Origin of the sequence: Glacieibacterium frigidum, from assembly GCF_007097155.1 — a bacterium.
GTDB lineage: Bacteria > Pseudomonadota > Alphaproteobacteria > Sphingomonadales > Sphingomonadaceae > Glacieibacterium > Glacieibacterium frigidum.
The window spans coordinates 1238064-1260791 of the sequence record NZ_VJWA01000001.1 but is presented as its reverse complement, the minus strand read 5'-3'; the positions used below and the strand labels follow the sequence as shown (position 1 = coordinate 1260791).

The following is a 22728-nucleotide window of genomic DNA, read 5'->3' as shown; positions in this document are numbered from 1 at the left end:
AAACACCGTGCGGGCGGATATGCACGGTGTCATCGACCGCAGGCGCGATCAGCGCGGCAGGCTGTGGCGCGCGCTCCGCGTCGTCCCGGCATCGCTGTCGCTGCCGCCGGTGAACGCCCCCACTAGCGCGCCGAAGAACAGGAAGCTGGTGATCGCGCTGCTCAGCTCGTTCAGGCTCGGCATCGTCGATCCCGGTCCGTACAGCCCGCCGACGGCGGTGGCGTTCAGGTCGGCCTGCGTCGCGATATGCCCGCCCTGTGCGCGCCACCCTGCCCCGGCGCTGTTCTCGGTCAGCGTGTAGCCGTCGCGCGTCGTGGCATCGAGCGCGCGGCCGTTGCTGCCGACCGTCACCGACAGGTCGCCGAGGTCGTTCTGGCTGATCCCGTCGACCGTCACCGCCTGGGTGCCGCGCGTGATGACCAGCTGGCTGGCGACGAAGGCATTGGGATTGTTGCCGAACTGTTCGGTGTTGATGGTGATCTTGGTGCCGTTGTCGAGCGTGAAGGTCGTCGTGCCCCAGAAGTCGAAGGCCTGCTTGCCGTCGATCTCGACGTGCGGATCGCCCCAGATGCGCGTCGTCTCGCCCGTCGCGGCGTTGTGGATCGTGATCTCGCTGTTATTCTCGTTCAGTTGCAGCGTGTAGCCGTCGCCGAGATCGACATTGCCCTTGCCGCCCGCACCGACGGTCGCGGTGATCTGCGGCTGCGGCGGCGTGCCGACGGAGCCGGTACAGATGGTCCACGCCGACGGCAGCTGCGCCGAGGCGAACGGCCCCGCGCCGAGCGGGCGCAGGAAGCTGCCCATGATGCTCGCGGTCAGGTTAAGTGCCGCGCCCCGCATCGCGATATCGAAGGCGTTGCTCGGCCGTGCAAAGACCGTGGCATTCGCGGTGGCACCGATCGTCGTCATGTTCCTCCCTCCGGCTGAATTAATGACCGGAGTGTCGCCTAGGCGCGGCCCGCACGCGATATGCGGAACGATTATCCGGCGTAGTCGAAACGACTAGACGCGACCTTGATGCGTCCGCGACGCTTTAGTACAGCCCGCCCCCATTCCCCTTGCTAAGGCCCGACCATGTCCGACGACATCACCCTGACCCTGACCGAGGACGAGGCCGAGATCGTGCTGTCGGCGCTCGAGGATGACCGTGACTCCTACGTCGAGGCGGCCCGTGAGGCGTTCGCCGAGGGCGACAAGATCAACGGCCAGACCTTCGGCGAGGCAGCCGACCGCATCAAGCTCGTCGCCAACCGGCTGAAGGGCATGATGTCGGCGATGTGATCAGCTGTCGACGAGCGCCGACAGCTTGGCGTCATCGCTGAGGGCGACCTGCGTCGACAGATAGGCCGCCTCGGCAAGCGCGCGCCCCAGTTGCCAATCCAGAATCCGCATTCCCGGCGTCAGCGGCGGGGACAACAGGATGTCGGCCTGCGCGAGGTTCTCGGCGAGCGTCCGGCGTGATGCCACGACCATGGCGCGCGACAGCACATCGATGATGCTCGGCAGTTCCGACGGGCCACGGCGCAGGACGATGTCGCGCACCAGCTGCAGCGGCGTCCGCAGCATCGCGTAACGACCCGCGACCCGCCACAAGTCCTCGCTGCCGCCGAGCGGCACGACGATGTTCGGTCCGGCCTTGAACCCGCGCATCGTCGCGACGGGGATGTTGTCGAGCACGCCGCCGTCGACGAGCACCTCGCCGTCGTCGGTGATCATCGGCGGCAGGATGGTGGGCAGAGATCCCGACGCGCGCACCGCCTCCCACAGCGCTCCGCGGCGGTGGATATGCAGGGCGTTGCGAGTCAGGCTGGTCGACACCGCGAAGAGGTTGAGCGGCAGATCCTCGATCGCGAGCGTGCCGTAGCGCGCCTGCAGCTGGGCATCGAAGACCCGCGGGTCGAGCAGGCTGTGGACCGGCAGCGTCAGGCGCTTCATGGCGCGCGCCGTGACGAACATCGCCTCCATCTGGTCGAGCGTTTCTTGCGGAGTCAGGCCGCGCGCCACCGCGGCCGCCATCGCCGCACCCGCGCTCGCCCCGCCGAGAAAGTCGATCGGCACCCGCGCCTCGCGCAGCGCGCGCATGACGCCGAGATGAGCGCAGCCGAGTGCCCCGCCACCCGCCAGGACGATTCCCACGGCACGACCGGTCAGGAAGCGCGCGACACGCGCGAAATCCACTGCGGAGTCGGTTGCCAGATGATGGTGCAGCGTCGCGGGGCGCGTTGCCAGCCACGCCGGCGTGCCGGCAATCGCCGTGCCCGGCGCTCGCCACAGGAGCAGCGAGGTCGAGGACTCGGGAAACCGCCGCGCGGCAAAAGCTTCGAGCGGCGAGAACGCACCTGGCGCGTCCGCCAGAGGCGCGACCAGAACCAGCGCATCGGCATTGCGGCAGACGGTCTCTCCCCACGCGGGCGGGTCGCCGGGGCTGGCGAGCAGCACCGCTGATGTCACGCTTTCCTCGAGCGTCGCGAGCCACTCCCCGACCCCGGCCGCGGGGGCGTCGGCGCAAGTCACGAGACGGCCGCCGCGCTTTGCCAGCGCCATCCCGAGCTTCGCGGCGAAGCCGTCGGGCAGCGGCGCATCGCCCGCCGGCAGCATCGCCAGCACACGCGGCGGCCGTGCCGCGACGCCCGCACTCGCCGCGGTGGTCGCGATCAGCCGGCGGCACAGCGCGGCGGTGATCGCCTCCCCCAGCCGCGGGTCGCGTGCGGCGGCTGCATCATAGGCCTCGCGCGTCACCTCGAGGACGCGTGCGTCGCGTGCCGCGCGCACGTTGGCGGTGCGCCGCACCCCGGAGAAGAACGACAGCTCGCCGATCGGCTCGCCGATGCCGATTTCGCCGACGACCCGCCCGCGTGCCTCGACGAGAAACCGCCCGGCGGCGACGATATACAACGATCCCGGCGGGTCGCCCGCGTGGATCAGCAGCTCGCCGCCCGGGACGTCGCGCGAGACTGCAACGCGCCCGAGCATGGCCAGCGTCGCGCTGTCCAGATTTGCCGGCGCCGCGCTGCTCATCACAACCCCCGATCGACCCGGAATCGACCGTTACCGAGGCGTGACGGACAGCGCAAACGCAGATTGGCAAGCGTCAGCAGGAGAAGTGTTCCTCGCCGTCCATCTTGATCCGCCGACGGACCAATGACAGACGCGCCGCGCTTCGCTAAGCCCGCGCCATGACCGAGATCACCCCCGCCATCGTCGCCGAACACGGCCTGACGCCGTCCGAATACGAGAACGTCATCGCGGGGCTGGGCCGCGCGCCCAATCTGCTCGAACTCGGCATCTTCTCTGTGATGTGGTCCGAGCATTGTTCGTACAAGTCGAGCCGGATGCACCTCGCCAAGCTGCCGACGACCGCGCCGTGGGTGATCTGCGGCCCCGGCGAGAATGCCGGCGTGATCGACATCGGCGACGGCGACGCGTGCATCTTCAAGATGGAAAGCCACAATCACCCGAGCTTCATCGAGCCCTACCAGGGCGCGGCGACGGGGGTCGGCGGCATCCTGCGCGACGTCTTCACGATGGGCGCGCGCCCCGTCGCCAACATGAATGCGCTTCGTTTCGGCGCCGCCGACGCACCGCGCATGAAGCACCTGATCCGCGGCGTCGTCGCGGGCATCGGCGGCTACGGCAACTGCGTCGGCGTGCCGACGGTGGGCGGCGAGACGAGCTTCCACCCCGCCTACAACGGCAATATCTTGGTCAACGCGATGACCGTCGGCGTCGCGAAGACCGACAAGATCTTCTACTCGGCCGCCGCGGGCATCGGGAACAGCGTCGTCTATGTCGGATCGAAGACCGGCCGCGACGGCATCCACGGCGCGACCATGGCGTCGGCCGAATTCACCGAGGACAGCGAGGACAAGCGCCCGACGGTGCAGGTCGGCGACCCGTTCACCGAGAAGCTGCTGATCGAGGCGTGCCTCGAACTCATGGCGTCGGACGCGATCGTCGCGATCCAGGACATGGGCGCGGCGGGCCTCACCTCGTCGAGCGTCGAGATGGCATCGAAGGGCGGCGTTGGCCTCCGCCTCGACCTCGACCGCGTGCCGGTGCGCGAGGAGCGCATGACGCCCTATGAGATGATGCTGAGCGAGAGCCAGGAGCGCATGCTGATGGTCCTCAAGCCCGGCCGCGAGGCCGAGGCCGAGGCGATCTTCCGCAAGTGGGAACTCGATTTCGCGGTGATCGGGGAGGTCGTCGCGGGCGGCAACCTGACCCTGACCTTCAACGGCGAGGTGGTCGGCGACATCCCCCTCGCGCCGCTGGCCGACAAGGCGCCGAAGTACGACCGTCCGTGGGTGCCGACGCCGGCGCGCGAAGCCCTGACCGACGTGCCCGAAAGCACCGACATCGCCGCCGATCTGCTCAAGCTGATGGGCTGCCCCGACCTCGCGTCGCGCCGCTGGATCTGGGAGCAGTACGACCACATGGTCGGCGGCGACACCGTCCAGCGTCCCGGCGGCGACGCCGCGGTGGTGCGGGTGCACGGCACGAACAAGGGTCTCGCGATCACCACCGACTGCACGCCGCGCTATTGCTTCGCCGACCCCGTCGAGGGTGGCAAGCAGGCAGTCGCCGAGGCGTACCGCAACCTGTGCGCAGTCGGCGCAACGCCGCTGGCGATCACCGACTGCATGAACTTCGGCAACCCGCAGCGCCCCGAGATTATGGGGCAGTTCGTCGGCTGCATCGAGGGCATGGCGGAGGCCTGCCGCGCGCTCGACTTCCCCGTCGTGAGCGGCAACGTCAGCCTGTACAACGAGACCGAGGGCACGGGCATCCTGCCGACCCCGGCGATCGGCGGCGTCGGGCTGCTGAGCGACTGGTCGAAATCGGCGACGATCGCGTTCAAGGCCGAGGGGGAAAGCATCTGGCTTATCGGGCCCGCTCGAAAGCTCGGGCGGCATCTGGGCCAATCGCTGTGGCTTCGTGAGATACTGGGCCGCGAAGACGGTCGATCCCCGTCCGTCGATCTGGCCGCCGAGAAAGCAGCCGGGGAGTTTGCTCGCTCGCAGATCGCTGCAGGTGTGGCAACGGCCGTGCACGACGTTTCCGACGGCGGCCTTCTCGTCGCGTTGTCGGAGATGGCTTTGTCGGGGAACATAGGCTTCCAGCTGGATTTCGAAGCGGACGACCCACGCGATGGTGCGACTTTGGCCGCTGCTCTATTCGGCGAGGATCAGGCGCGTTACGTTCTGACGACCTTGAAGGGTGCCGATCTTCGTGACATCGCTGAACGCGTCGGCACGACCGCAGTGTGGCTTGGCTACACAGGTGGAGATACGATCTACGTCGGTGACGGCGAAGGCGGCGCCAACGAGGCGGTCATCCCCCTCGCCGACCTGCGCGCCGCGCACGAGGGCTGGCTGCCGGGGCTGATGGCGCGCTGAGGTTCCGACCCCCCTTCCGCCGTCATGCTGGCGCACGCCAGCATGACGCTTTGGGGACGGGAAAACGACCAAGTGATTGCACCCCCGCCCCGTCTCCCCCACATATCTTCCATGAAGAACACCGACGCCCGCTGGGATCAGCTCACCGCCGCCCTGCCCGACATCGGGCGTGACCCGGCGAGCGTGCGCCGCCGGGTCGAGGCGCTCGAGCATCTGCTCGAGCGCGCCTTCACCGTCCCCGTCCTCGGCAAGGTCGGACTCGACTCGGTCGTCGGGCTGTTGCCCGTGATCGGCGACCTGGTGACCGCATCGATGGGCGGTTACCTGATCTGGGAAGCGCGCAACCTCGGCGTGTCGCGCTGGATGCAGGCGCGCATGGTGGCGAATGTCGGGGTCGACACTGCGCTCGGCATGATCCCGTTCGCGGGCGACATTTTCGACTTCGTCTTCAAGTCGAACAGCAAGAACATGCGCCTGATCAAGAAGCACCTCGACCGCCACCATCCGGGGTCGCGCACCATCGACGCAGCGAGGCTCTGATGGGCGAGAAATTCGAACGGCACCGTCAGGCCTGGACCACCGACGAGGTGCAGAAACTCCACACGCTGGCCAAGAAGGGCATGCCGCTGCGCGCCATCGCCAAGGCCCTGACGCGCAGCGAGGAATCGACCAAGGAACGCGCCAAGGCCGACAAGCTGGGGATCGCGAGCCTGCGCTAGCTGGCGGCGAACGACGAAGGTGCCTATGTTCGAGTAAAGCGGCGCTTGACAGGTCTGTGCCTATATGGTACATTCGGGCTTGGTGAACATGCGCTTGCTGTTTCTCATCGCGGAATTTTGAAAATGCTTCGCGGGCACAAAATTCGCTTACTTGTTCATGTTTGACTGTCGCGCGACGATGGACGCGGAAGTGGCTTTAGTGTGGACTTAGGGTAGGGGCCCGCGGGGATGACGGCGTGCCGATTGCTCGATAGGGTCCGCCCATGACCCTGCGCACCCTCTACCCGCCGATCGAACCCTATGCCTCGGGCATGCTCGACGTCGGCGACGGGCACAGCGTCTATTGGGAGCGGTGCGGGACGCCGGGGGCGACGCCTGCGGTGTTCCTCCACGGGGGCCCGGGCGGCGGGTGTTCGCCGCGGCATCGCCGGCTGTTCGACCCCGCGAAGTACGACGTGCTGCTGTTCGATCAGCGCGGCTGCGGGCGGTCGACACCGCACGCCAATCTCGACGCCAACACGACCTGGCACTTGGTTGCCGACATCGAGCGGCTGCGCGCGCTGGCGGGTGTCGAGCGGTGGCTCGTGTTCGGCGGGTCGTGGGGATCGACGCTGGCGCTCGCCTATGCCGAGACGCATCCGCAGCGGGTCAGCGCCTTGATCGTGCGCGGCATCTACCTGCTGACCAAGGCCGAGATGGACTGGTATTACCAGTTCGGCGTGTCGGAGATGTTTCCCGACAAGTGGGAGGGCTTTCTCGCGCCGATCCCGGAGGCGGAGCGCAGCGACATGGTCGGCGCCTATCACCGCCGCCTGACCGGCGACGATCCGGCGGTGCAGCTGGCGGCCGCCAAGGCCTGGTCGAACTGGGAGGGGCAGACGATCACGCTGCTGCCCGAGCCCGAGACCTCCGACAGCTTCGACGACGACCGCTTCGCGATCGCCTTCGCGCGGATCGAGAATCATTATTTCAAGCACGCCGGCTGGCTCGACGAGGGGCAGCTGCTGCGCGACGCCGGGCGGCTTCACGGCATTCCCGGCGTCATCGTCCATGGCCGCTACGACATGCCCTGCCCGGCGCGCTTTGCCTGGGCGCTGCACAAGGCGTGGCCCGAGGCGGAATTCCACCTGATCGAGGGCGCGGGACACGCCTATTCGGAGCCCGGCATTCTCGACCGGCTGATCCGCGCGACCGACCGCTTTTCAGGCGCCTAGGCCGCCCCGGGCACGCGCACGGGCCGCCGGGGGAACAGCACCACCGACGAGGGCCGCGGGGCGGCCCGTACCCGGTCGCCATCGCAGGCGTACTGCGCGGCGTCGGCATCGAGCGGCCGCGACAGGTAAAAGCCCTGCATTTTTTCCACCCCCAGCGCGCGCAGCAGGTCGTACTGGGCCGCAGTCTCGACCATCTCGGCGGTCACCGGCGCGCCGATCGCGCGGCACAGTTGCAGCACGCCGACCAGCAGGTCGTGCGCCGCCGGACTGTCCGTCAGCGAGGCGATCAGGCTGCCGTCGAGCTTGATGCCGTCGAACTGGATCTCGCGCAGATAGCCGATCGACGCATAGCCGGCGCCGAAGTCGTCGAGCAGGATGCGCACCCCCCCGCGCTGCAACGCGCTCAGCGCCGTTCGCGCGGCAGCGAAATCGCCGAGCAGCGCAGTCTCGGTGACCTCGATCGACAGACGACACGGGTCGAAGCCGTGCTCCGCAACGAGGTCGAGAATTCGGTCGGCGAGCGTCGGCGAACCGAGCTCGGCGGCGCTGATGTTGAACGACAGGCCGATGCCGGGCGGCCAGGCGGACGCGTCGCCCAGCGCCTTCGACAACAGGTTCGTCGTCATCGGCTGTGTGACGCCCGCCTGCTCCGCCAGCGGGATGAACTCCGCCGGCGACACCACACCCAGCGTCGGGTGCGTCCAGCGCGCCAGTGCTTCGAAACAGACGATGCGATTGCTGCCCGCATCGATCACCGGCTGATAGACGAGGCTAATCGGCGCCTCGATGGCCTGAGCGGCCAAAGCCTGCTCGATCGTCAGGCGGCGACGCGTGCGCATCTCCAGACCGGCCTCGAAGACGCCGATCAGGCCCGGCCCGCGCCGCTTGGCATCGTACATCGCGAGATCGGCGCGGGCGACGAGGTCGAGCGTCGTGCCGATGTCGTCGCCGTTGTGGGCGAGGCCGATCGATGCCGACAGGCGAAACTTGTGCGCATCCACGGCAAAGGCACGGTCGAACACCCCGGCGACCAGTGCCAGCCGCGACTGCGCATCGCCGACGCTCTCGACATCGCGGAGCAGCACGGCGAATTCGTCGCCGCCGAGCCGGGCGATCATCGCGTCGCCCATCGCCAGCGGCTCGAAGCGCCGGGCCGCCTCGCTCAACAATGCGTCACCGACCCGGTGGCCGTAGGTGTCGTTGATCACCTTGAACCCGTCGAGGTCGATCATCCCGACCGCAACGCTCGTCGACCGCGGTCCGCGTATGGCGGTCGAGAGGGCGTCGAGGAAGGCCCGGCGGTTGGCAAGACCGGTCAGCGGATCGCGGTAGGCGAGCATCCGGAACTGCGCCTTGCGCGCGGCCAGGACGCTGCGTGACGCCATCATGCGGCGCAGCTGGCGGTGCTGGCGATAGATCATGCCGCTGACCAGCGGCGCGACGAGCAGCAGATTGGCCCCCATGCTCATCAGCACGACGTCGCCGGTCATCAGCAGCGCCACCGACACCGGCACCGTGCCGCCGACGATGACGCAATAGGCGGCTAGCGGCAGGCTCGACAGGCAGGCGGCACAGGCGATCGTGCACAGCGCGGTGAACAGCGCGACATAGGCGCGCGCCGCCATGTCGCCGGTCGCCAGGATGTGCGCGCTCCACAGGCTCAGGCCAATCGCCGCGAAGGTTGCGACGCCGACGGTGACCCACATCGACTGCCGCATCGCCGCGACCGGGGGCACACCCGTCTGCGGACCGTTCAGCCACCAGAATGCCAGACGCGCGGCGACCAGCACGGCCACTGCAACGGGCAGGTCGAACGCCGCCGGGCCAAGGCTGCGTGCCGACGCACCGGCGAGAAAGACGACGTTGATGAACAACGCCAGGTACATCGTCGGGACGAGCGGCCGCAGGCTGCGATATTGCTCGGTCAGCAGTTCGACGCTCGATCGATCATGGGACAGGCTGTCACGGAAACCGCGACGGACCGTCTCGACGGTGATCATCGACGAGCGACTGAAACGCGACAACAACATCATGCATCATTAACATGCGTCAATGTATCGCGCCAATGGGTTAACTACGGTATCGTTCCGATCCGTCAGATATAGTCCATGCCGATGTCGGCTGCCGGCGCGCTCTGCGTGATCCGCCCCACCGAAATATACTCGACTCCGGTCTCCGCAATCGCGCGGATCGTCGTCAGATTGACCCCGCCCGATGCCTCCGCCGGTACGCGCCCGGCGATCAGTGCGAGCGCCTCGCGCAGCGTCGGCGGCGCCATGTTGTCGAGCAGCAGACGGTCGGCGCCGGCGACCAGCGCCGCCTCGATCTGGTCGATCCGGTCGACCTCGACGACGATGCCGCGCAGCCCCGCCGCCTTCGCCGCGCGCACTGCCGCGTCGACCCCGCCGGCGGCGGCGATGTGGTTGTCCTTGATCATCACCCCGTCGTCGAGGCGCATCCGGTGATTGGTCGCGCCGCCGGTGCGAGTCGCGTATTTCTCGAGGACACGCAGGCCCGGCAGCGTCTTGCGGGTGTCGAGCAGCACCGCGCCCGTGCCCGCAATCGCATCGACATAGGTGCGCGTCAGCGTTGCGATGCCCGTCAGGTGCTGCACCGTATTGAGCGCCGACCGTTCGGCGGCGAGCAATGCGCACGCGTTGCCGGCGATGCGCAGCAGGGGCGTGCCCGCGGCCACGGCGTCTCCCTCCCCTGCCAGCACTTCGACGGACGACGCGGGATCGAGCGCGCGGAAGAACGCCGCCGCCAGCCACAGCCCCGCGACCGTCACCGCGTCACGGCTTGCCAGCACCGCGGTCAGTCGCGCCTCGGCCGGGATCACCGCCGCGCTGGTGACGTCGCCGCCGGTCCCCAGGTCCTCGGCAAGCGTCGCGCGGACGAAGGCGTCGGTATCGAAGCCGTCTGGAATGGGATAGGACATCGGCCGCGTCGCTAGCCCCGACCTGCGCCGCGCACAAGTTCGCCGCCTTCCCAAAGGGCTATCCGCATGACCACGCCCCCGAGCGGCAATCGCGCGCTCGCGTTCATCTTCGTGACCGTGCTGATCGATTCGATCGGCTTCGGCATCGTCATGCCGGTGTTCCCCGAGCTGATCATGGGCCTGACCGGGCGAGATATCGGCGGCGCGGCGCAGATCGCTGGGTGGATGATGCTCGGCTATTCGGTGATGCAGTTCGTTTGCGCCCCGATCATCGGCGCGCTGTCGGACCGCTTCGGGCGGCGGCCGGTTCTGCTCGCCTCGCTGCTGGCGTTCGGCGTCGATTATCTGGTCGCGGGCTTCGCGCCGACGATCGCCTGGCTGTTCGTCGCGCGGCTGATCGCGGGGGCCACGGGGGCGAGCTTCGGTACGGCCTATGCCTATATCGCCGACGTCAGCCCGCCCGAGAAGCGCGCGGCGAACTTCGGCATCACCGGCATGGGGTTCGGGCTGGGCTTCATCATCGGGCCGGTGCTTGGGGGCCTGGTCGGTGCGCGCTACGGCGTCCACGCGCCGTTCTTCATCGCGGCGGGGCTGGCGTTCGTGAACGCCGCCTATGGTTACTTCGTGCTGCCCGAGAGCCTGGCGCGCGAGAACCGCCGCGCCTTCGACTGGTCGCGCGCCAACCCGGTCGGCGCGCTGGTCCGCCTGCGCCGCTACCGGCCTGTCGTGCTGGGGCTGGCGGCGGCGACCTTCCTGTGGGTGATCGGCTTCCAGTCGCTGCCGATCACCTGGAACTACTACGCCATCGCGCGCTTCGGATGGGACGCCGAGCAGATCGGCTGGAGCCTCGCGATGGTCGGGCTGGTGTCGGTCATCATGCAGGGCGGCGTCGCGCGCTGGCTGATCCCGCGGCTGGGCGAGCGCCGCGTCGTGGTGGTCGGCGCGCTGAGCGGCATCGCGGCCTATCTGGTCTATGCCTTCGCGCTGACCGGCTGGCAGCTCTACGCCGGGATCGTCGTCGGTGCGCTGTCGGGCCTCGTCTACCAGTCGCTGCAGGGCCTGATGTCGCGCGAGGTCGCCGCCAATGAACAGGGCGAGCTGCAGGGCACGATCTCGAGCATCTTCAGCCTCGCCGCGATCATCGGCCCGGTGGCGGTCACGCAAGTCTTCGCGGCCTTCACCAAGAGGGGGGCCGGAGTGTTCTTCCCCGGCGCCCCATTCATCCTCGCGGCGATCCTGGCGGCGGCGTCTCTCGCCGTCTTCGTCGCGCTGCGGCCTAGATCGGCAGGCGCCCCATCAGGAACAGGATGAGGACGACCAGCAGGACGACGCCGAGGATACCCGACGGGCCATAGCCCCAGCCGCTCGAATAGCCCCAGTTCGGCAGCGCGCCGATCAGCAGGAGGAGCAGGACGATGAGGAGGATGGTGCCGAGCGACATGATAATGACCCCTTTGGTGGTTGTGGGGTCGAAACGCTCAATCTTTCGATAGGGTCCGGTTCAGCAGCGATTGCTGCGCGCCGGGCTCGGGCAGCGCGAACGGCCCGCCGGGGCGAACACCGTCGAGCGCGACGGGCAGCGCGGGCAGCACCGTCTCGCGGCCGTCGGCGAGAGTGACCGCCTCCAGTCCGCCGCTGGCGAGCAGGTGCGGATCGTCGAACATGTCCTCGGGCCGGCCGATCGGCGCGTGTGGCATGCCGGTACCCTCCAGCTTCGCGACGATCTCGGCGCGGGTCATGCAGGCGAACAGTTCGCGCAGCCGCGGAACCAGCCACTCGCGCTCGCGCACCCGGTCGTTGTTGCCCTGCAGCCGCGGGTCGGCGAATAGGTCGGCGAGGCCGAACAGGTCGCAGAACTTCGCCCACAGGCTGTCGGTGACGACGCCGACGAACAGCGGCTCGTCGGCGGTCTCGAACACGTCGTAGATGCCCCAGGCCGAGATGCGTGCGGGCATCGGCGCCGCGGCCTTCCCCGTCACCGCGAGCTGCGCCATGTGCTGCCCGACGAGATAGACCGTGGTTTCGAACAGCGATGCCTGGACCTTGCCGCCGCGACCGGTGCGGTGGCGCTCCTCGACCGCTGCGAGCACAGCGATGATGCCGAACATGCCCCCGGTCACGTCGATGACGCTGGTCCCGGCGCGCAGCGGCCGCCCGGGCGGGCCGGTCATGTACGCGAGGCCGCCCATCATCTGCGCGACCTCGTCGAGCGCGGTGCGGTCCTGGTACGGACCGTCGAGGAAGCCTTTGAGCGAACAATGGATCAGCCGCGGGTTGTCGACGCTTAGCGCCTCGTACCCCAACCCCAGCCGGTCGAGCGCACCGGGCCGGAAATTCTCGATCAATATGTCGGCGGTCGCGACCAGCGCCTTCGCCTGGGCGATGCCCTCGGCTGACTTGAGATCGAGGCAGACGCTCGACTTGTGCCGGTTGTACATCGCGAAAAAGCCCGCGCCCGACCCGACCAGCGCGCGCGTCGCGTCGCCGCCGGGTGGCTCGACGCGGATCACCTCCGCCCCCAGCGCGCCGAGGATGGCGCCCGCCGACGGGCCCATCACCATGTGCGTGAACTCGACGACGGTCAGGCCGGCGAGCGGGGTCGGCGAGGTCATGCGGCAAATCCCAACGGCAATCCGGCGTCGGGGGTGAAGCCGTACAGCGGTTCGCCGGGCAAGGCGTCCGCGACGATGCTCCGCACCGCGAGCAATGCGGGCAGGTCGATCCCCGTGTCGCAGCCCATCGCCGCGAGCATGAACGCCAGGTCCTCGGTGACGATATTCCCCGACGCGCCCGGCGCCCACGGGCAACCGCCAAGGCCACCCAGCGAGGCGTCGAAGGTCGTGATCCCCTCCTCCAGCCCCGCGACGACGTTCGCCAGCCCCAGCCCGCGCGTATTGTGGAGGTGCAGCGTGTTGAGCCGGTCGTCACCGACCGCGCGCCGCACCCGCCGAACCAGCCGCCGCACGGCCGCCGGATCGGCATAGCCGGTGGTGTCCGATAGCCCGACCTCCGCCGCGCCCGCCTCGAGCGTCGCGACCGCGAGGCGCTCGACCGCATCCTCGCTGACCGGCCCCTCAATCGTGCAGCCGAAGGCAGTGGCGAGGCCGACCTCGAAATAGGGCCGTGTCTCGGCGGGCTGGTCGGCGACGAGCGCGGCGACCGCGGCGATCTCCGCCAGCACGGCGGCGTGGTCCTTGCGGACGTTCTTCAGGCTGTGCGTCTCGGACATCGAGAAGGGCATCGACAATTTGTGCGTGCCCGCCCGAATCGCGCGCTCGGCGCCGCGCCGGTTGGGGACGAGGACGGTGACCGTCAGCCCGGGGATGGTACGCGCAAGGGCGATAAGCGCCTCGGTATCGGCCATCTGCGGCAGCAGCGCCGCGGGCACGAGGCTGCCGACCTCGATCTCGCGCACGCCCGCGGCGGCCTCGGCGGCGATCCACGCCTGCTTGGCGGCGAGCGGCATGACGCGGTCGATCGACTGCAGCCCGTCGCGCGGGCCGACTTCGGAGATCAGGATGCGTGTCATGCGTAGATCCAGGGTCGCGCCGCACGGTCGCGGGCATGGAAGGCGGCGATTTCGGGCCCGAGCTGGCGCGTCAGGTCGATCGCGTCGAGGCCGCCGAGCAGCATCGCCTTGTCGGGCGCGGCGATGTCGAAGCCGTGGGTGCGCCCGCCGTGCCGCACCCGCTGCGCCGCAAGATCCACCGTCACCGGCGCGCCGTCAGCGAGGCTCGCGACGTCATCCAGCACGGCCGGCAGCACGCCATTGCGCACGCAGTTGCCGCGGAAGATCGGCGCGAAGCCCGGCGCGATGACAACGCGGATACCCCAGTCGTGCAGTGCCCACACCGCATGTTCACGGCTCGACCCGCAGCCGAAGTTGGCACCGCCGAGCAGGATCGCGGCCTGCGCATACTCCGGCCGGTTGAGCACGAAATCGGGCACCGCATCGCGCGTCCCAACCCGGTAGCGCCACCCGGCGAACAGCGCCTGCCCCAGCCCTGCCTTCGACACGCGGTTGATCTCGCGCGAGGGGATGATCGCGTCGGTGTCGACATCGTCGCGCAGCAGCGGCGCGGGCACGCCGCTGACGATGGTGACGGGCGGAAAGGCGGTCATCGCGGGTCGGCCAGCACGCCGGCAACCGCGCTGGCGGCGACGGTCGCGGGGCTGGCGATATGGGTGCGGACCCCCACCCCCTGCCGCCCCTCGAAATTGCGGTTGGTCGACGACACGACGCGGCTGCCCGGCGGCAGGCCGGGGCCGCCGGCGTGGAAGCACATCGAGCAGCCGCTCTCGCGCCATTCGAAGCCGGCGTCGGTGAAGACGCGGTCGAGCCCCTCGGCCTCCGCCGCGGCGCGCACGCTCGTCGATCCCGGCACCACCCAGGCGCGCACGCCCGGCGCGACCTGCCTGCCGCGCAACACGTCCGCGGCAGCGCGCAGGTCCGACAGACGGCCGTTGGTGCAGCTGCCGATGAACGCCGCGTCGATTGGCAGCCCGAGCAGCGGCGCGCCACCTTCGACCGCCATGTACGCGTTGTCCGCAGGGGCCCGGTCGCCGACCGCGACCGACTGCGCCGGGCTGGTGCCCCAACCGATCATCGGCGCGACATCGCGCGCGTCGAAGCAGTGCTCGATATCGAACGTCGCACCGTCGTCGGTCGCCAGTTCGCGCCACGTCGCCAGCGCCGCCTCCCACGCCGCACCCGCAGGCGCATGGGGCCGCCCGCGCAGCCAGGCGAACAGCACCGCGTCGGGGGCGATTAGCCCGGTCATCGCGCCGAATTCGGTCGCCATGTTGCACAGCGTCAGCCGCGCCTCGACCTCCATCGCGCGCACCGCCTCGCCGGCATACTCGACCGCCATGCCCTGCCCGCCGTCGGCGCCGAAGCGTGCCAGCAGCGCGAGCGCCAGATCCTTCGCCGTCACGCCGTGCCCCAGTCGCCCGTCGATGGTGATGCGCATCGTCCCCGCCCGCGTCATGCGCAGCGTGCCCGTCGCCAGCGCATGCTCGGCCTCCGACGCGCCGATGCCCCACGCCAGCGCACCCAGCGCCCCCTGCGTGCAGGTATGGCTGTCCGGACAGACGATCGTCGCCCCGGGCAGCGCGAGGCCGAGCTCGGGCCCCGCGACATGGACGATGCCCTGCTCGCCGTCGCCGATGTCGAAGACGCGGATGCCGGCCGCCGCGCACGCCTCGCGCGTCGCGGTCAGGAACGCCTCGCCGCCCGGCACCAGAGTCCCCGTCCGCCCCGGCGTCGTGTCGACGATATGGTCGATCATCGCGAACACCCGGTCCGGATCGACGACCGCGCGCCGGGCTTCGGCAAGCGACTGCAGCGCCACCGATCCCATGCGCTCGTGCAGGAAGATGCGGTCGATCGCGATCAGATCCTCGCGCTCGCCCAGCGGCGCGACGACGTGCGCGTCCCACAGCTTCGCGAACAGGGTGCGAGGCGTGTCAGCCGCCAGCGGCCATCTCCGCCTCGACCTTGCGCCAGTCGCACGTCACCAGCCGCTCCTCGATCGCGGTGCGCGTCTCGAGCTTGCCGCTGCGGATCCAGTGCCACGTCCGGCAGCGCGTCTGCCCGTCGTCGGCGAGCTGGATCATCTCGTAGAGGTAAAGCTCGGGGTCGCCGGTGCGCTCCCACGTCAGCATGACGGTGCGCGCCTTGTCGTCCTGCCCGACTTCCCACGCCGAGCCCTTGATCAGCTCGTTGTCCCACCACACGCGCTTGTCGCGATAAGCCGCAGGAAATTCGCGGATTTCGGTGCGGCCATCGGGCCAGGTGTAGTGGTTTGTCTGGTGGTACGGATGCTCGCCCTCGACGAAGCGGCACAATAGCCGGGAGCTGTGCTGGTCGACCTGCACGCCCTCGGCGTTGTAATAGGTGTAGGTCCCGTCCCAGACGCCCTCGTGGCGCGCCAGCAGCGGCATGTCCTCGCGTATTCCCATCAGTTCCTCCCCATCCGCGCGACCATCTGAGCGCGTGCGCTTGTCGCCTGCAACAACGCCCGGTGCGCGCGCGCCAGCCGGGCCGGGTCGAGCGCGTCCGGGCCGAGCGGCACCGCATTGGCCGCGCGCGCCGCGTACCACGGGTCGAAGACCGCCCGCGCCCGCACGATGCTCCACGCCCGTGTCAGATAGGCGCCGAAGCGGTCGGGCGTAAGGTCGGGGAACAGCCGGGCGGGGTCGCCTTGCGGAAGCGGCGACAGGCGAGCGCCTCCCGCTGCGTCGAGGACAGCCTGCCAGGCGCTCCAATCCTCGGGCGGCGCACCCCGCCACGGATCGGACAGGCCGCTACCCGGCAGGTCGATCGCGTCGCCCGCCATCAGGGCGACCGCCCCGCCCGGCTGCGGCACGACGACATCGCCATTGCCGCGCCAGTGGAGCAGGCCGTCGAAGGCGTCCGTCGTGACGCGGCGGAAACCCTCGTCCGACGCCTCGTGCAGGGCCCCCGGCTCCGGCGCCAGATGCCCGCGCAGGAAGTCGAGCATCGCATCCTCGAGGTCGCCCGGCGTCGCAACCTTGCGCCCCGCCCATCCGGCCGGCAGCGCGCCCAGCCGGTCGATATGGGCCTGCAGCGGATCGCCGTCATACGCCGCGATCAGCACCGGCGGCATCGTCGCATCCGCGTCGGGCAGGCCACGCGGCGCGCGCAGCACCGCGCCATAGCCCGCCCGATATGCATCGCCCGAGTCGAGGAAGTCCTGCACGACCGCATCGACCTTCGCGACATCGTCGTGCGCGACCGACAGGCGGTGCGCGTCGTCTGCAGCGAACCACGGGAAGAACCAACTTTGTTCGAGGACGCGATGCCACAGCCAGGTCAGATGCTCGCCATAGGCACTCGGCACGAAGGGCGGCAGATAGGCGTCGGCGAACAGCGCCATCTCGGCCGGCGTCCATACCGCATAGCCCCCGACCCCGAGCGCGTTGAAGCGCTCCGGGTGCCGCCGCAGCGCGTTCATCAGGATGATGCCGCCCGAATGGAAACCATAGGCCGCGACCTTGCCAAGCCCCAGCGCATCCAGCAGCGCCGCGACCCAGTCGCCGAAATCGTCGATGTCGGGCCCGACGCCGGAGGCGTCAGAATCGGAACCGCCGGGTAGCCGCGCTGATTGGCCGAACCCCGGGCTGTCGGGCGCGATGCAGGTGAAATGCGCGCCCCACTTCTGCATCGGCGGCACATATTCGGCCGAGCTGCGCGGGCTCTGGTGTGCCATCAGCAGCACCGGTCCGCTGCCGCAGCGCCGGTAGTGGACGCGGGCGCCCCGGACGTCGATGAAGTGGCGAGTGATCTGCACGCGGATAATTTGTCCGGACAAATTGCGCTCGACAAGCGATTTCGTGCACGTCATCGTCTGGCGACCAGCGAGGGGTGAATGATCGGCACGCAAATGATCGACGACGGACGCACCGCGCGCGAGATCTTCGACGCCGTCATGGCCAATCCGGCGCGCGCGAAGTTCGGCTTCGGCGACCGTCTCGCCATCGTGAACGTCGATTTCCAGAACGCCTATACCCGCATCGACCGCTACGCGACGGCGTACGAGACCGACCCGCGCCAGATCGAACACGTCAATCGCATCTCCGCGGCGGCGCGCGCCGCGGGCATGCCGGTGGTGTGGACGCACGTCGGTTATATGGAGGGCGGCGCGGACGCGGGCGTGTGGGGGACGCGGACGAACACCCCCGATTCGCTGCAGAACATTGCGGTCGGCTCCGACCGCCACGCCTTCGACGAGCGGTGCGAGATCGACCCGCGCGACGCCGTCTACGTCAAGCGCATGCCCTCCGCGTTCTTCGAGACGCCGCTCGCGTCGTGGCTGGTCGCGAACCGCGTCGATACCGTCGTCGTCACCGGCGGCTCGACCTCGGGCTGCGTGCGCGCGACCGCGGTCGACTCGCTCAGCCATGGCTACCGGACGATCGTCCCCATCGAGTGCGTCGCCGACAAGCACGCCAGCTATCACTTCGCCAACCTGACCGACCTGCAGCTAAAGTACGCCGATGTCGTTCCCGTGCAGGCGGTCGACGACTGGTTTGCGGCGCGCGCGTGAAGTCCGACCCCGCGCTCTACCCGCCCGGCCCCGCGCCGCGCGTCACCTGGCCCGGCGGCAAGTCGGTCGCGGTCTGGGTCGCCCCCAACCTCGAATATTACGAGATCGACCCGCCCGCGCACCCGCAGCGCAAGAGCTGGGCGAGGCCGCACCCCGACGTCGTCGGCTACAGCCACCGCGACCATTCGAACCGCGTCAGCCACTGGCGCATGGCCGACGCGATGGGCGAGCACGGCTTTCCCGGCTCGGTGTCGCTGTCGGTGGCCCTGTGCGACCACCACCCCGTCGTTGTCGCGGATGCAGCGGCGCGCGGGTGGGAGTTCTTCAGCCACGGAATCTACAATACCCGCTATGCCTATGGAATGTCCGAGGATCAGGAGCGCGCGATCATCGCCGACTCGCTGAAGACGGTGCGCGAGGCGACGGGGCAGACGATCCGCGGCTGGCTCGCCCCCGCGCTGACCCACACCGAGAATACGTTCGACCTGATCGCCGAGGCCGGCCTCGACTATACCTGCGACCTGTACCACGACGACCGCCCGACCAGCGTCGCGACGAAGACCGGCCGCCTGACCTCGATCCCGTACAGTCTCGAGGTCAACGACCACTATGGCTTCTTCATCTACAACATGAGCCCGCGCGCCTATGCCGATGCGCTGGTTCGCCAGTTCGAGCGGCTGGCGGACGAGGGCGGCACGGTGATGTGCATCCCCCTCCACGCCTATCTGATCGGCCAACCCCACCGCATCGGACCCTTCGCCGACGCGCTGCGCCGCATTGCCGCCGACGGGCGCGCGTGGCCGACGACCGCTGGCGCGATCTGCGACCATTGGCGGGCGCAGCAGCCTTGAGCCTCGACCCCGCCTATCTCGACTACCCGCGCCGGCGCGAGGGGTACGACCACGATCTCTATCCCTGGTCGTCGATCTTCGACCGTGCGCCGGTCGCCTGGCCCAGCGGGGCGCGGCTGGCGGTGTGGATCGTTGTGTCCCTCGAGTATTTTCCGCTGATCCCCAGCGACACGCCCTTCCGCGCGCCGGGGCATATGGCGACACCCTACCCCGACTACCGCCACTACACGGCGCGCGACTATGGCACGCGGGTCGGCATCCACCGACTGCTCGACGCCTTCGCCGCTGTCGGAGTGCGTGTCTCGGTCGCCGCGAATGCCGAAGCCGCGCGGCGCAATCCCGAGCTGGTCGAGCGGATCGTCGAAGCGGGGCACGAGATCATCGCGCATTCGACCGACATGAACGGCACGATCGCCACCGGCCTGCCCGAGGCGGACGAGGCCGCACTAATCGCGGCATCGCTCGACGGGCTGGAGGCGGCGACGGGTACGCGCCCGCGCGGCTGGCTGGGAATCGCGCGGTCGCAGAGCTGGACGACGCCCGGCCTGCTACGCGCCGCGGGGGTCGAGTATTGCTGCGACTGGGTTAACGACGAGCTCCCATGGAGGTTCGCCAACGGCCTCGCCAACCTGCCGCTCAACCACGAATTGTCGGACCGCCAGGTCATCGGCGTCCAGCAGCAATCGGCCGAAAACTACGCCGAGCAGCTCTGCGATGCCGCCGACTATCTGTCGCGTGAGGCGGGCGTTCACGGCGGCCGGATGCTGCCGATCCACCTGACGCCCTATATCAGCGGCCTGCCGTATCGCATTGGCGCGATTGAGCAGCTGTTGCGCGACCTGACCGCCCGCGGCGACTGCTGGTTCGCGCGCGGCGACGAAATCCTCGACGCCTGGGCAGCTGCGTGAGGCTGCCCGTCCGCAACCCGCGCACCGGCGAGACCGATCACTGGATCGAGCCGCTCGACGTGGGGGCGCTGGCTCGTATCACGGCACGGCTGCGAGCCAATCAGCCGGACTGGGCGGCGCTGTCGCCTGAAGTGCGGGGGCAGCACCTGAACGCCTTCGCCGACGCCCTCGTCCGCCAGCGCGGCGCGCTCGTCCACGCACTGACGCGCGATACCGGCCGCGCACGGGTCAGCGCGATCGAAGTGGATGGCACGGTCGCGATGGTGCGGCGCTGGGCGACGCGCGCGCCCGCGCTGCTCGCCCCCGCATCGCCGCGCGCGACCGCGATACCCGGCATCGACACGCAGACCCGCCTCGTCCCCTATCCGCTGGTCGGCGCGATCTCCCCCTGGAACTTCCCGCTGACGCTCGCGCTGATCGACGCCATCCCGGCGATTGCGGCGGGGTGCGCGGCGCTCGTCAAGCCGTCGGAGGTGACGCCGCGCTTCATCGAGCCGCTGCTGACCGCCATTCGCGAGGTGCCCGAAATCGCCGCGGTACTCGCGGTCGTCGAGGGCGACGGCGCCACCGGCGCGGCGCTGGTCGAGCAGGTCGATTTCATCGCCTTCACGGGGTCGGTCGCGACCGGACGCAAGGTCGGCGTCGCGGCGGCGGTGGCGATGATCCCCGCCAGCCTCGAACTCGGCGGCAACGACCCGCTGATCGTGCTGGCTAGCGCCGATCCGGTCGCCGCGGCACACGTCGCGCTGCTCGCCTCGGTGCTCAACACCGGCCAGGCGTGCCAGTCGATCGAGCGGGTACTGGTCGCGCGCGCCGTCGCCGAGCCTTTCCTCGCTGCGCTGACGAGCGCTGCTCAGGCGGTGCGGCTCAACCATCCCGATATCGCGCACGGCGACATCGGCCCGTTCATCCACGGCCCCCAGGCGGCGATCGTCCAGGCGCAGATCGACGATGCGGTTGCCAAAGGCGCGACGGTGCTGGCGGGCGGGAAGGTCGAGACCCTGGGCGGCGGTCTCTACCTGCGCCCGACCGTGCTGACCGGCGTCACGCCCGACATGGCAGTCCTGCGCGACGAGACATTCGGCCCCGTCATACCCGTGCAGGTCTTCGAGACGCCTGACGACGCGGTCGCGCTGGCGAACGCCGGCGAATTCGGCCTGTCGGCGGCGGTCCTCGGCGAGCCCGCCGAAGCCGAGGCCGTCGCGGTGCGCCTGCGCGCCGGTGCGGTGTCGATCAACGACGGCTCACTGACCTCGATGGTATGGGAGGCCGAGAAGTCGAGCTTCGGTGCCTCGGGGCTGGGCCCGTCGCGGATGGGCGACACCGGCCTGCTGCGCTTCTGCCGCCGCCAGGCGCTGATCCGCCAGACAGGCACGCCGCTGCCGCTGAGCGCATATGCCGAGGACGCCTAGAGCTTCGGCGTCTCGCGCACGAAGGGCTGCGCAAAGATCAGCCCGGTGATGAAGCCGCCGACGTGCGCCCAGATCGCGACGCCCTGCCCCATGCCGCCGAAGACATAGCCGGTCGCCAGCTGGAGCCCGATCCAGACGGCCGCGAACCACAGCGCCGTCACCGCCTCCGACGAGACGTCGATGCCCAGGATGCGCTTGCCGCTCGCCCGGCTGCGCGCGAACAGCACGGCGTAGCAGCCGAAGACCGCGGCGATCGCGCCGCTCGCGCCGACCACCTCGATGATGCTCTGCGGGTCGGCCGCGACCTGCAGCAGGCCGCCCGCGAGGCCGCCGCCGAGGTAGAGCGCAACGAAGCGCCAGCGCCCGACGACCCATTCGACATATTTGCCGACCCAGGCGAGGAAGACGAGGTTGAGCGCGAGATGCAGCCAACCGGCATGCAGGAAGATCGACGTGAACAGCGTCAGCACCGCGGGCACCGGCCCGTCGATGTTCTGCACGAGGCGCATGGGGATCAGCGCCCCGGCGAACGACACCGCCGATGCGGCCTTGGCCCCGATCAGCGTCAGCACGACCTGCACAGCGATGTTCAGGCCGACGATCGTCCGCGTCGCGACCGCCACCGGTGGCTTGAAGGGCTTCACCGGCGGAGTGTCACAGGGCTCAAATGAACTCGAGCTGCTCGATCGTGTAATATTTGTCGCCCGACGGGGTCGTGACCTCGACCTCTTCGCCGACGCGGCGGCCGATCAGTGCGCGGCCGAGCGGCGACGAATAGCTGATCCGCCCGACGCGGGCGTCGGCCTCGGTCTGGCCGACGATCTGGTAGGTGACCGCCTTGTCGTCCTCGTCGAGCAGCTTGACGGTGCCGCCGAACACGACGCGGTCGCCCGACAGCGTCGTCGGGTCGATGACCTGCGCGCGCGCCAGCCGATCCTCCAGATCGTAGATCTGGGCTTCGATCTGGCCCTGGCGCTCCTTGGCGGCATGATATTCGGCGTTCTCGGACAGGTCGCCGTGGGCGCGCGCCTCCTCGATCATGAGAACGACCTCGGGCCGCTCCTCTTCCTTCAGCTTGCGCAGCGTCGAGACGAGGTGCGCATGCCCCTCGGCCAGCATCGGCAGCTTGTCGACCGTCGCCATTTCGTCTTCACCCTTATATCGCCGGACAACTCGCCTGACGGTGGTTAGCCACCGCAGCCGGCTGTCGATGTCCGGATG

At 69.4% G+C, this 22728-nt stretch carries 23 protein-coding genes; 10 read left to right on the top strand and 13 right to left on the bottom strand.

Features of this window, described 5'->3' with window-relative positions; translation table 11 throughout:
• Window positions 1-48 precede the first annotated feature (48 nt).
• Entirely contained in the window at window positions 49-909 is an 861-nt protein-coding gene (locus FMM06_RS06115) for a DUF1521 domain-containing protein (RefSeq protein ID WP_144236404.1), read from the bottom strand.
• A 165-nt stretch (window positions 910-1074) separates the two neighbouring features.
• Between FMM06_RS06115 and FMM06_RS06110 the strand changes: the two genes are divergently transcribed.
• Window positions 1075-1281: a hypothetical protein gene (locus tag FMM06_RS06110; protein WP_144236403.1), complete on the top strand. Its 207-nt coding sequence runs from the start codon at window positions 1075-1077 to the stop codon at window positions 1279-1281.
• Here the strand turns inward: FMM06_RS06110 and FMM06_RS06105 are convergent, their stop codons facing one another.
• Window positions 1282-3018: a patatin-like phospholipase family protein gene (locus tag FMM06_RS06105; RefSeq protein WP_144236402.1), complete on the bottom strand. Its 1737-nt coding sequence runs from the start codon at window positions 3016-3018 to the stop codon at window positions 1282-1284.
• A gap of 158 nt (window positions 3019-3176) precedes the next feature.
• Here FMM06_RS06105 and purL point away from each other — a divergent pair, with 158 nt between their 5' ends.
• The 4 genes from purL (at window position 3177) to pip (ending at window position 7329) form a co-directional block, all read left to right on the top strand.
• On the top strand, window positions 3177-5396 hold the full coding sequence (purL, locus tag FMM06_RS06100) for a phosphoribosylformylglycinamidine synthase subunit PurL (RefSeq protein ID WP_144236401.1): 2220 nt from the start codon (window positions 3177-3179) through the stop codon (window positions 5394-5396).
• 111 nt (window positions 5397-5507) lie between these two features.
• On the top strand, window positions 5508-5936 hold the full coding sequence (locus FMM06_RS06095) for a DUF4112 domain-containing protein (RefSeq protein WP_144236400.1): 429 nt from the start codon (window positions 5508-5510) through the stop codon (window positions 5934-5936).
• Window positions 5936-6115 (top strand): hypothetical protein, encoded by a 180-nt coding sequence (locus tag FMM06_RS06090; protein ID WP_144236399.1) that lies wholly within the window; start codon window positions 5936-5938, stop codon window positions 6113-6115. The genes FMM06_RS06095 and FMM06_RS06090 overlap by 1 nt, the downstream gene beginning before the upstream one ends.
• 263 nt (window positions 6116-6378) lie before the next feature.
• Window positions 6379-7329, top strand: a complete 951-nt coding sequence (gene pip, locus FMM06_RS06085; RefSeq protein WP_144236398.1) for a prolyl aminopeptidase — start codon at window positions 6379-6381, stop codon at window positions 7327-7329.
• Here pip and FMM06_RS06080 read toward each other — a convergent pair.
• Together FMM06_RS06080 and nadC are read right to left on the bottom strand one after the other, a co-directional pair.
• On the bottom strand, window positions 7326-9353 hold the full coding sequence (locus FMM06_RS06080) for a putative bifunctional diguanylate cyclase/phosphodiesterase (protein ID WP_185965061.1): 2028 nt from the start codon (window positions 9351-9353) through the stop codon (window positions 7326-7328). The genes pip and FMM06_RS06080 overlap by 4 nt on opposite strands.
• Window positions 9354-9424: 71 nt before the next feature.
• Window positions 9425-10267: a carboxylating nicotinate-nucleotide diphosphorylase gene (gene nadC / locus FMM06_RS06075; protein WP_144236396.1), complete on the bottom strand. Its 843-nt coding sequence runs from the start codon at window positions 10265-10267 to the stop codon at window positions 9425-9427.
• Window positions 10268-10333: 66 nt separating this feature from the next.
• On the opposite strand from nadC, the gene FMM06_RS06070 reads away from it, so the two are divergent.
• Window positions 10334-11578, top strand: coding sequence for a TCR/Tet family MFS transporter (locus tag FMM06_RS06070; protein WP_144236395.1), 1245 nt, complete (start codon window positions 10334-10336; stop codon window positions 11576-11578).
• Here FMM06_RS06070 and FMM06_RS06065 read toward each other — a convergent pair.
• From FMM06_RS06065 to FMM06_RS06035, 7 genes are read right to left on the bottom strand one after another with little or no spacing between them, the layout of a single operon-like run.
• Window positions 11544-11708 (bottom strand): DUF3309 family protein, encoded by a 165-nt coding sequence (locus tag FMM06_RS06065; protein WP_144236394.1) that lies wholly within the window; start codon window positions 11706-11708, stop codon window positions 11544-11546. The genes FMM06_RS06070 and FMM06_RS06065 overlap by 35 nt on opposite strands.
• Window positions 11709-11745: 37 nt before the next feature.
• Window positions 11746-12879 (bottom strand): CaiB/BaiF CoA transferase family protein, encoded by a 1134-nt coding sequence (locus tag FMM06_RS06060; protein ID WP_144236393.1) that lies wholly within the window; start codon window positions 12877-12879, stop codon window positions 11746-11748.
• A complete protein-coding gene (locus FMM06_RS06055) occupies window positions 12876-13796 on the bottom strand; it encodes a hydroxymethylglutaryl-CoA lyase (RefSeq protein ID WP_144236392.1) in 921 nt (306 codons plus the stop codon). Before FMM06_RS06055 ends, FMM06_RS06060 begins: the two co-directional genes overlap by 4 nt.
• Window positions 13793-14389: a 3-isopropylmalate dehydratase small subunit gene (gene leuD / locus FMM06_RS06050; RefSeq protein ID WP_144236391.1), complete on the bottom strand. Its 597-nt coding sequence runs from the start codon at window positions 14387-14389 to the stop codon at window positions 13793-13795. The genes FMM06_RS06055 and leuD overlap by 4 nt, the downstream gene beginning before the upstream one ends.
• The gene (locus FMM06_RS06045; protein WP_144236390.1) at window positions 14386-15744 is read right to left on the bottom strand and encodes a 3-isopropylmalate dehydratase large subunit; all 1359 of its coding nucleotides are present in this window, start codon (window positions 15742-15744) and stop codon (window positions 14386-14388) included. The genes leuD and FMM06_RS06045 overlap by 4 nt, the downstream gene beginning before the upstream one ends.
• Entirely contained in the window at window positions 15734-16228 is a 495-nt protein-coding gene (locus tag FMM06_RS06040; RefSeq protein WP_185965060.1) for a DUF3598 domain-containing protein, read from the bottom strand. The genes FMM06_RS06045 and FMM06_RS06040 overlap by 11 nt, the downstream gene beginning before the upstream one ends.
• Window positions 16228-17634: an alpha/beta hydrolase gene (locus FMM06_RS06035; RefSeq protein ID WP_235889105.1), complete on the bottom strand. Its 1407-nt coding sequence runs from the start codon at window positions 17632-17634 to the stop codon at window positions 16228-16230. The genes FMM06_RS06040 and FMM06_RS06035 overlap by 1 nt, the downstream gene beginning before the upstream one ends.
• A 24-nt stretch (window positions 17635-17658) precedes the next feature.
• Here FMM06_RS06035 and FMM06_RS06030 point away from each other — a divergent pair, with 24 nt between their 5' ends.
• The 4 genes from FMM06_RS06030 to FMM06_RS06015 are packed head-to-tail and all read left to right on the top strand — an operon-like array spanning window position 17659 to window position 21507.
• Entirely contained in the window at window positions 17659-18336 is a 678-nt protein-coding gene (locus tag FMM06_RS06030; RefSeq protein WP_207790246.1) for an isochorismatase family protein, read from the top strand.
• On the top strand, window positions 18333-19187 hold the full coding sequence (locus tag FMM06_RS06025) for a polysaccharide deacetylase family protein (protein ID WP_235889103.1): 855 nt from the start codon (window positions 18333-18335) through the stop codon (window positions 19185-19187). Before FMM06_RS06030 ends, FMM06_RS06025 begins: the two co-directional genes overlap by 4 nt.
• Window positions 19184-20095 (top strand): polysaccharide deacetylase family protein, encoded by a 912-nt coding sequence (locus FMM06_RS06020; protein WP_144236389.1) that lies wholly within the window; start codon window positions 19184-19186, stop codon window positions 20093-20095. The genes FMM06_RS06025 and FMM06_RS06020 overlap by 4 nt, the downstream gene beginning before the upstream one ends.
• Window positions 20092-21507, top strand: a complete 1416-nt coding sequence (locus FMM06_RS06015; RefSeq protein ID WP_144236388.1) for an aldehyde dehydrogenase family protein — start codon at window positions 20092-20094, stop codon at window positions 21505-21507. The genes FMM06_RS06020 and FMM06_RS06015 overlap by 4 nt, the downstream gene beginning before the upstream one ends.
• On the opposite strand, the gene FMM06_RS06010 is transcribed toward FMM06_RS06015, so the two are convergent.
• A complete protein-coding gene (locus FMM06_RS06010; protein WP_144236387.1) occupies window positions 21504-22151 on the bottom strand; it encodes a rhomboid family intramembrane serine protease in 648 nt (215 codons plus the stop codon). The genes FMM06_RS06015 and FMM06_RS06010 overlap by 4 nt on opposite strands.
• Window positions 22152-22170: 19 nt before the next feature.
• On the bottom strand, window positions 22171-22650 hold the full coding sequence (greA, locus tag FMM06_RS06005; protein ID WP_144236386.1) for a transcription elongation factor GreA: 480 nt from the start codon (window positions 22648-22650) through the stop codon (window positions 22171-22173).
• Window positions 22651-22728: the final 78 nt, after the last annotated feature.

Coding starts and splice junctions, on each gene's coding strand:
- FMM06_RS06115 (WP_144236404.1), bottom strand. CDS start 909: ATGACGACGATCGGTGCCACCGCGAATGCCACGGTCTTTGCACGGCCG.
- FMM06_RS06110 (WP_144236403.1), top strand. CDS start 1,075: ATGTCCGACGACATCACCCTGACCCTGACCGAGGACGAGGCCGAGATC.
- FMM06_RS06105 (WP_144236402.1), bottom strand. CDS start 3,018: ATGAGCAGCGCGGCGCCGGCAAATCTGGACAGCGCGACGCTGGCCATG.
- purL (WP_144236401.1), top strand. CDS start 3,177: ATGACCGAGATCACCCCCGCCATCGTCGCCGAACACGGCCTGACGCCG.
- FMM06_RS06095 (WP_144236400.1), top strand. CDS start 5,508: ATGAAGAACACCGACGCCCGCTGGGATCAGCTCACCGCCGCCCTGCCC.
- FMM06_RS06090 (WP_144236399.1), top strand. CDS start 5,936: ATGGGCGAGAAATTCGAACGGCACCGTCAGGCCTGGACCACCGACGAG.
- pip (WP_144236398.1), top strand. CDS start 6,379: ATGACCCTGCGCACCCTCTACCCGCCGATCGAACCCTATGCCTCGGGC.
- nadC (WP_144236396.1), bottom strand. CDS start 10,267: ATGTCCTATCCCATTCCAGACGGCTTCGATACCGACGCCTTCGTCCGC.
- FMM06_RS06070 (WP_144236395.1), top strand. CDS start 10,334: ATGACCACGCCCCCGAGCGGCAATCGCGCGCTCGCGTTCATCTTCGTG.
- FMM06_RS06065 (WP_144236394.1), bottom strand. CDS start 11,708: ATGTCGCTCGGCACCATCCTCCTCATCGTCCTGCTCCTCCTGCTGATC.
- FMM06_RS06060 (WP_144236393.1), bottom strand. CDS start 12,879: ATGACCTCGCCGACCCCGCTCGCCGGCCTGACCGTCGTCGAGTTCACG.
- FMM06_RS06055 (WP_144236392.1), bottom strand. CDS start 13,796: ATGACACGCATCCTGATCTCCGAAGTCGGCCCGCGCGACGGGCTGCAG.
- leuD (WP_144236391.1), bottom strand. CDS start 14,389: ATGACCGCCTTTCCGCCCGTCACCATCGTCAGCGGCGTGCCCGCGCCG.
- FMM06_RS06040 (WP_185965060.1), bottom strand. CDS start 16,228: ATGGGAATACGCGAGGACATGCCGCTGCTGGCGCGCCACGAGGGCGTC.
- FMM06_RS06035 (WP_235889105.1), bottom strand. CDS start 17,634: ATGACGTGCACGAAATCGCTTGTCGAGCGCAATTTGTCCGGACAAATT.
- FMM06_RS06030 (WP_207790246.1), top strand. CDS start 17,659: ATGATCGGCACGCAAATGATCGACGACGGACGCACCGCGCGCGAGATC.
- greA (WP_144236386.1), bottom strand. CDS start 22,650: ATGGCGACGGTCGACAAGCTGCCGATGCTGGCCGAGGGGCATGCGCAC.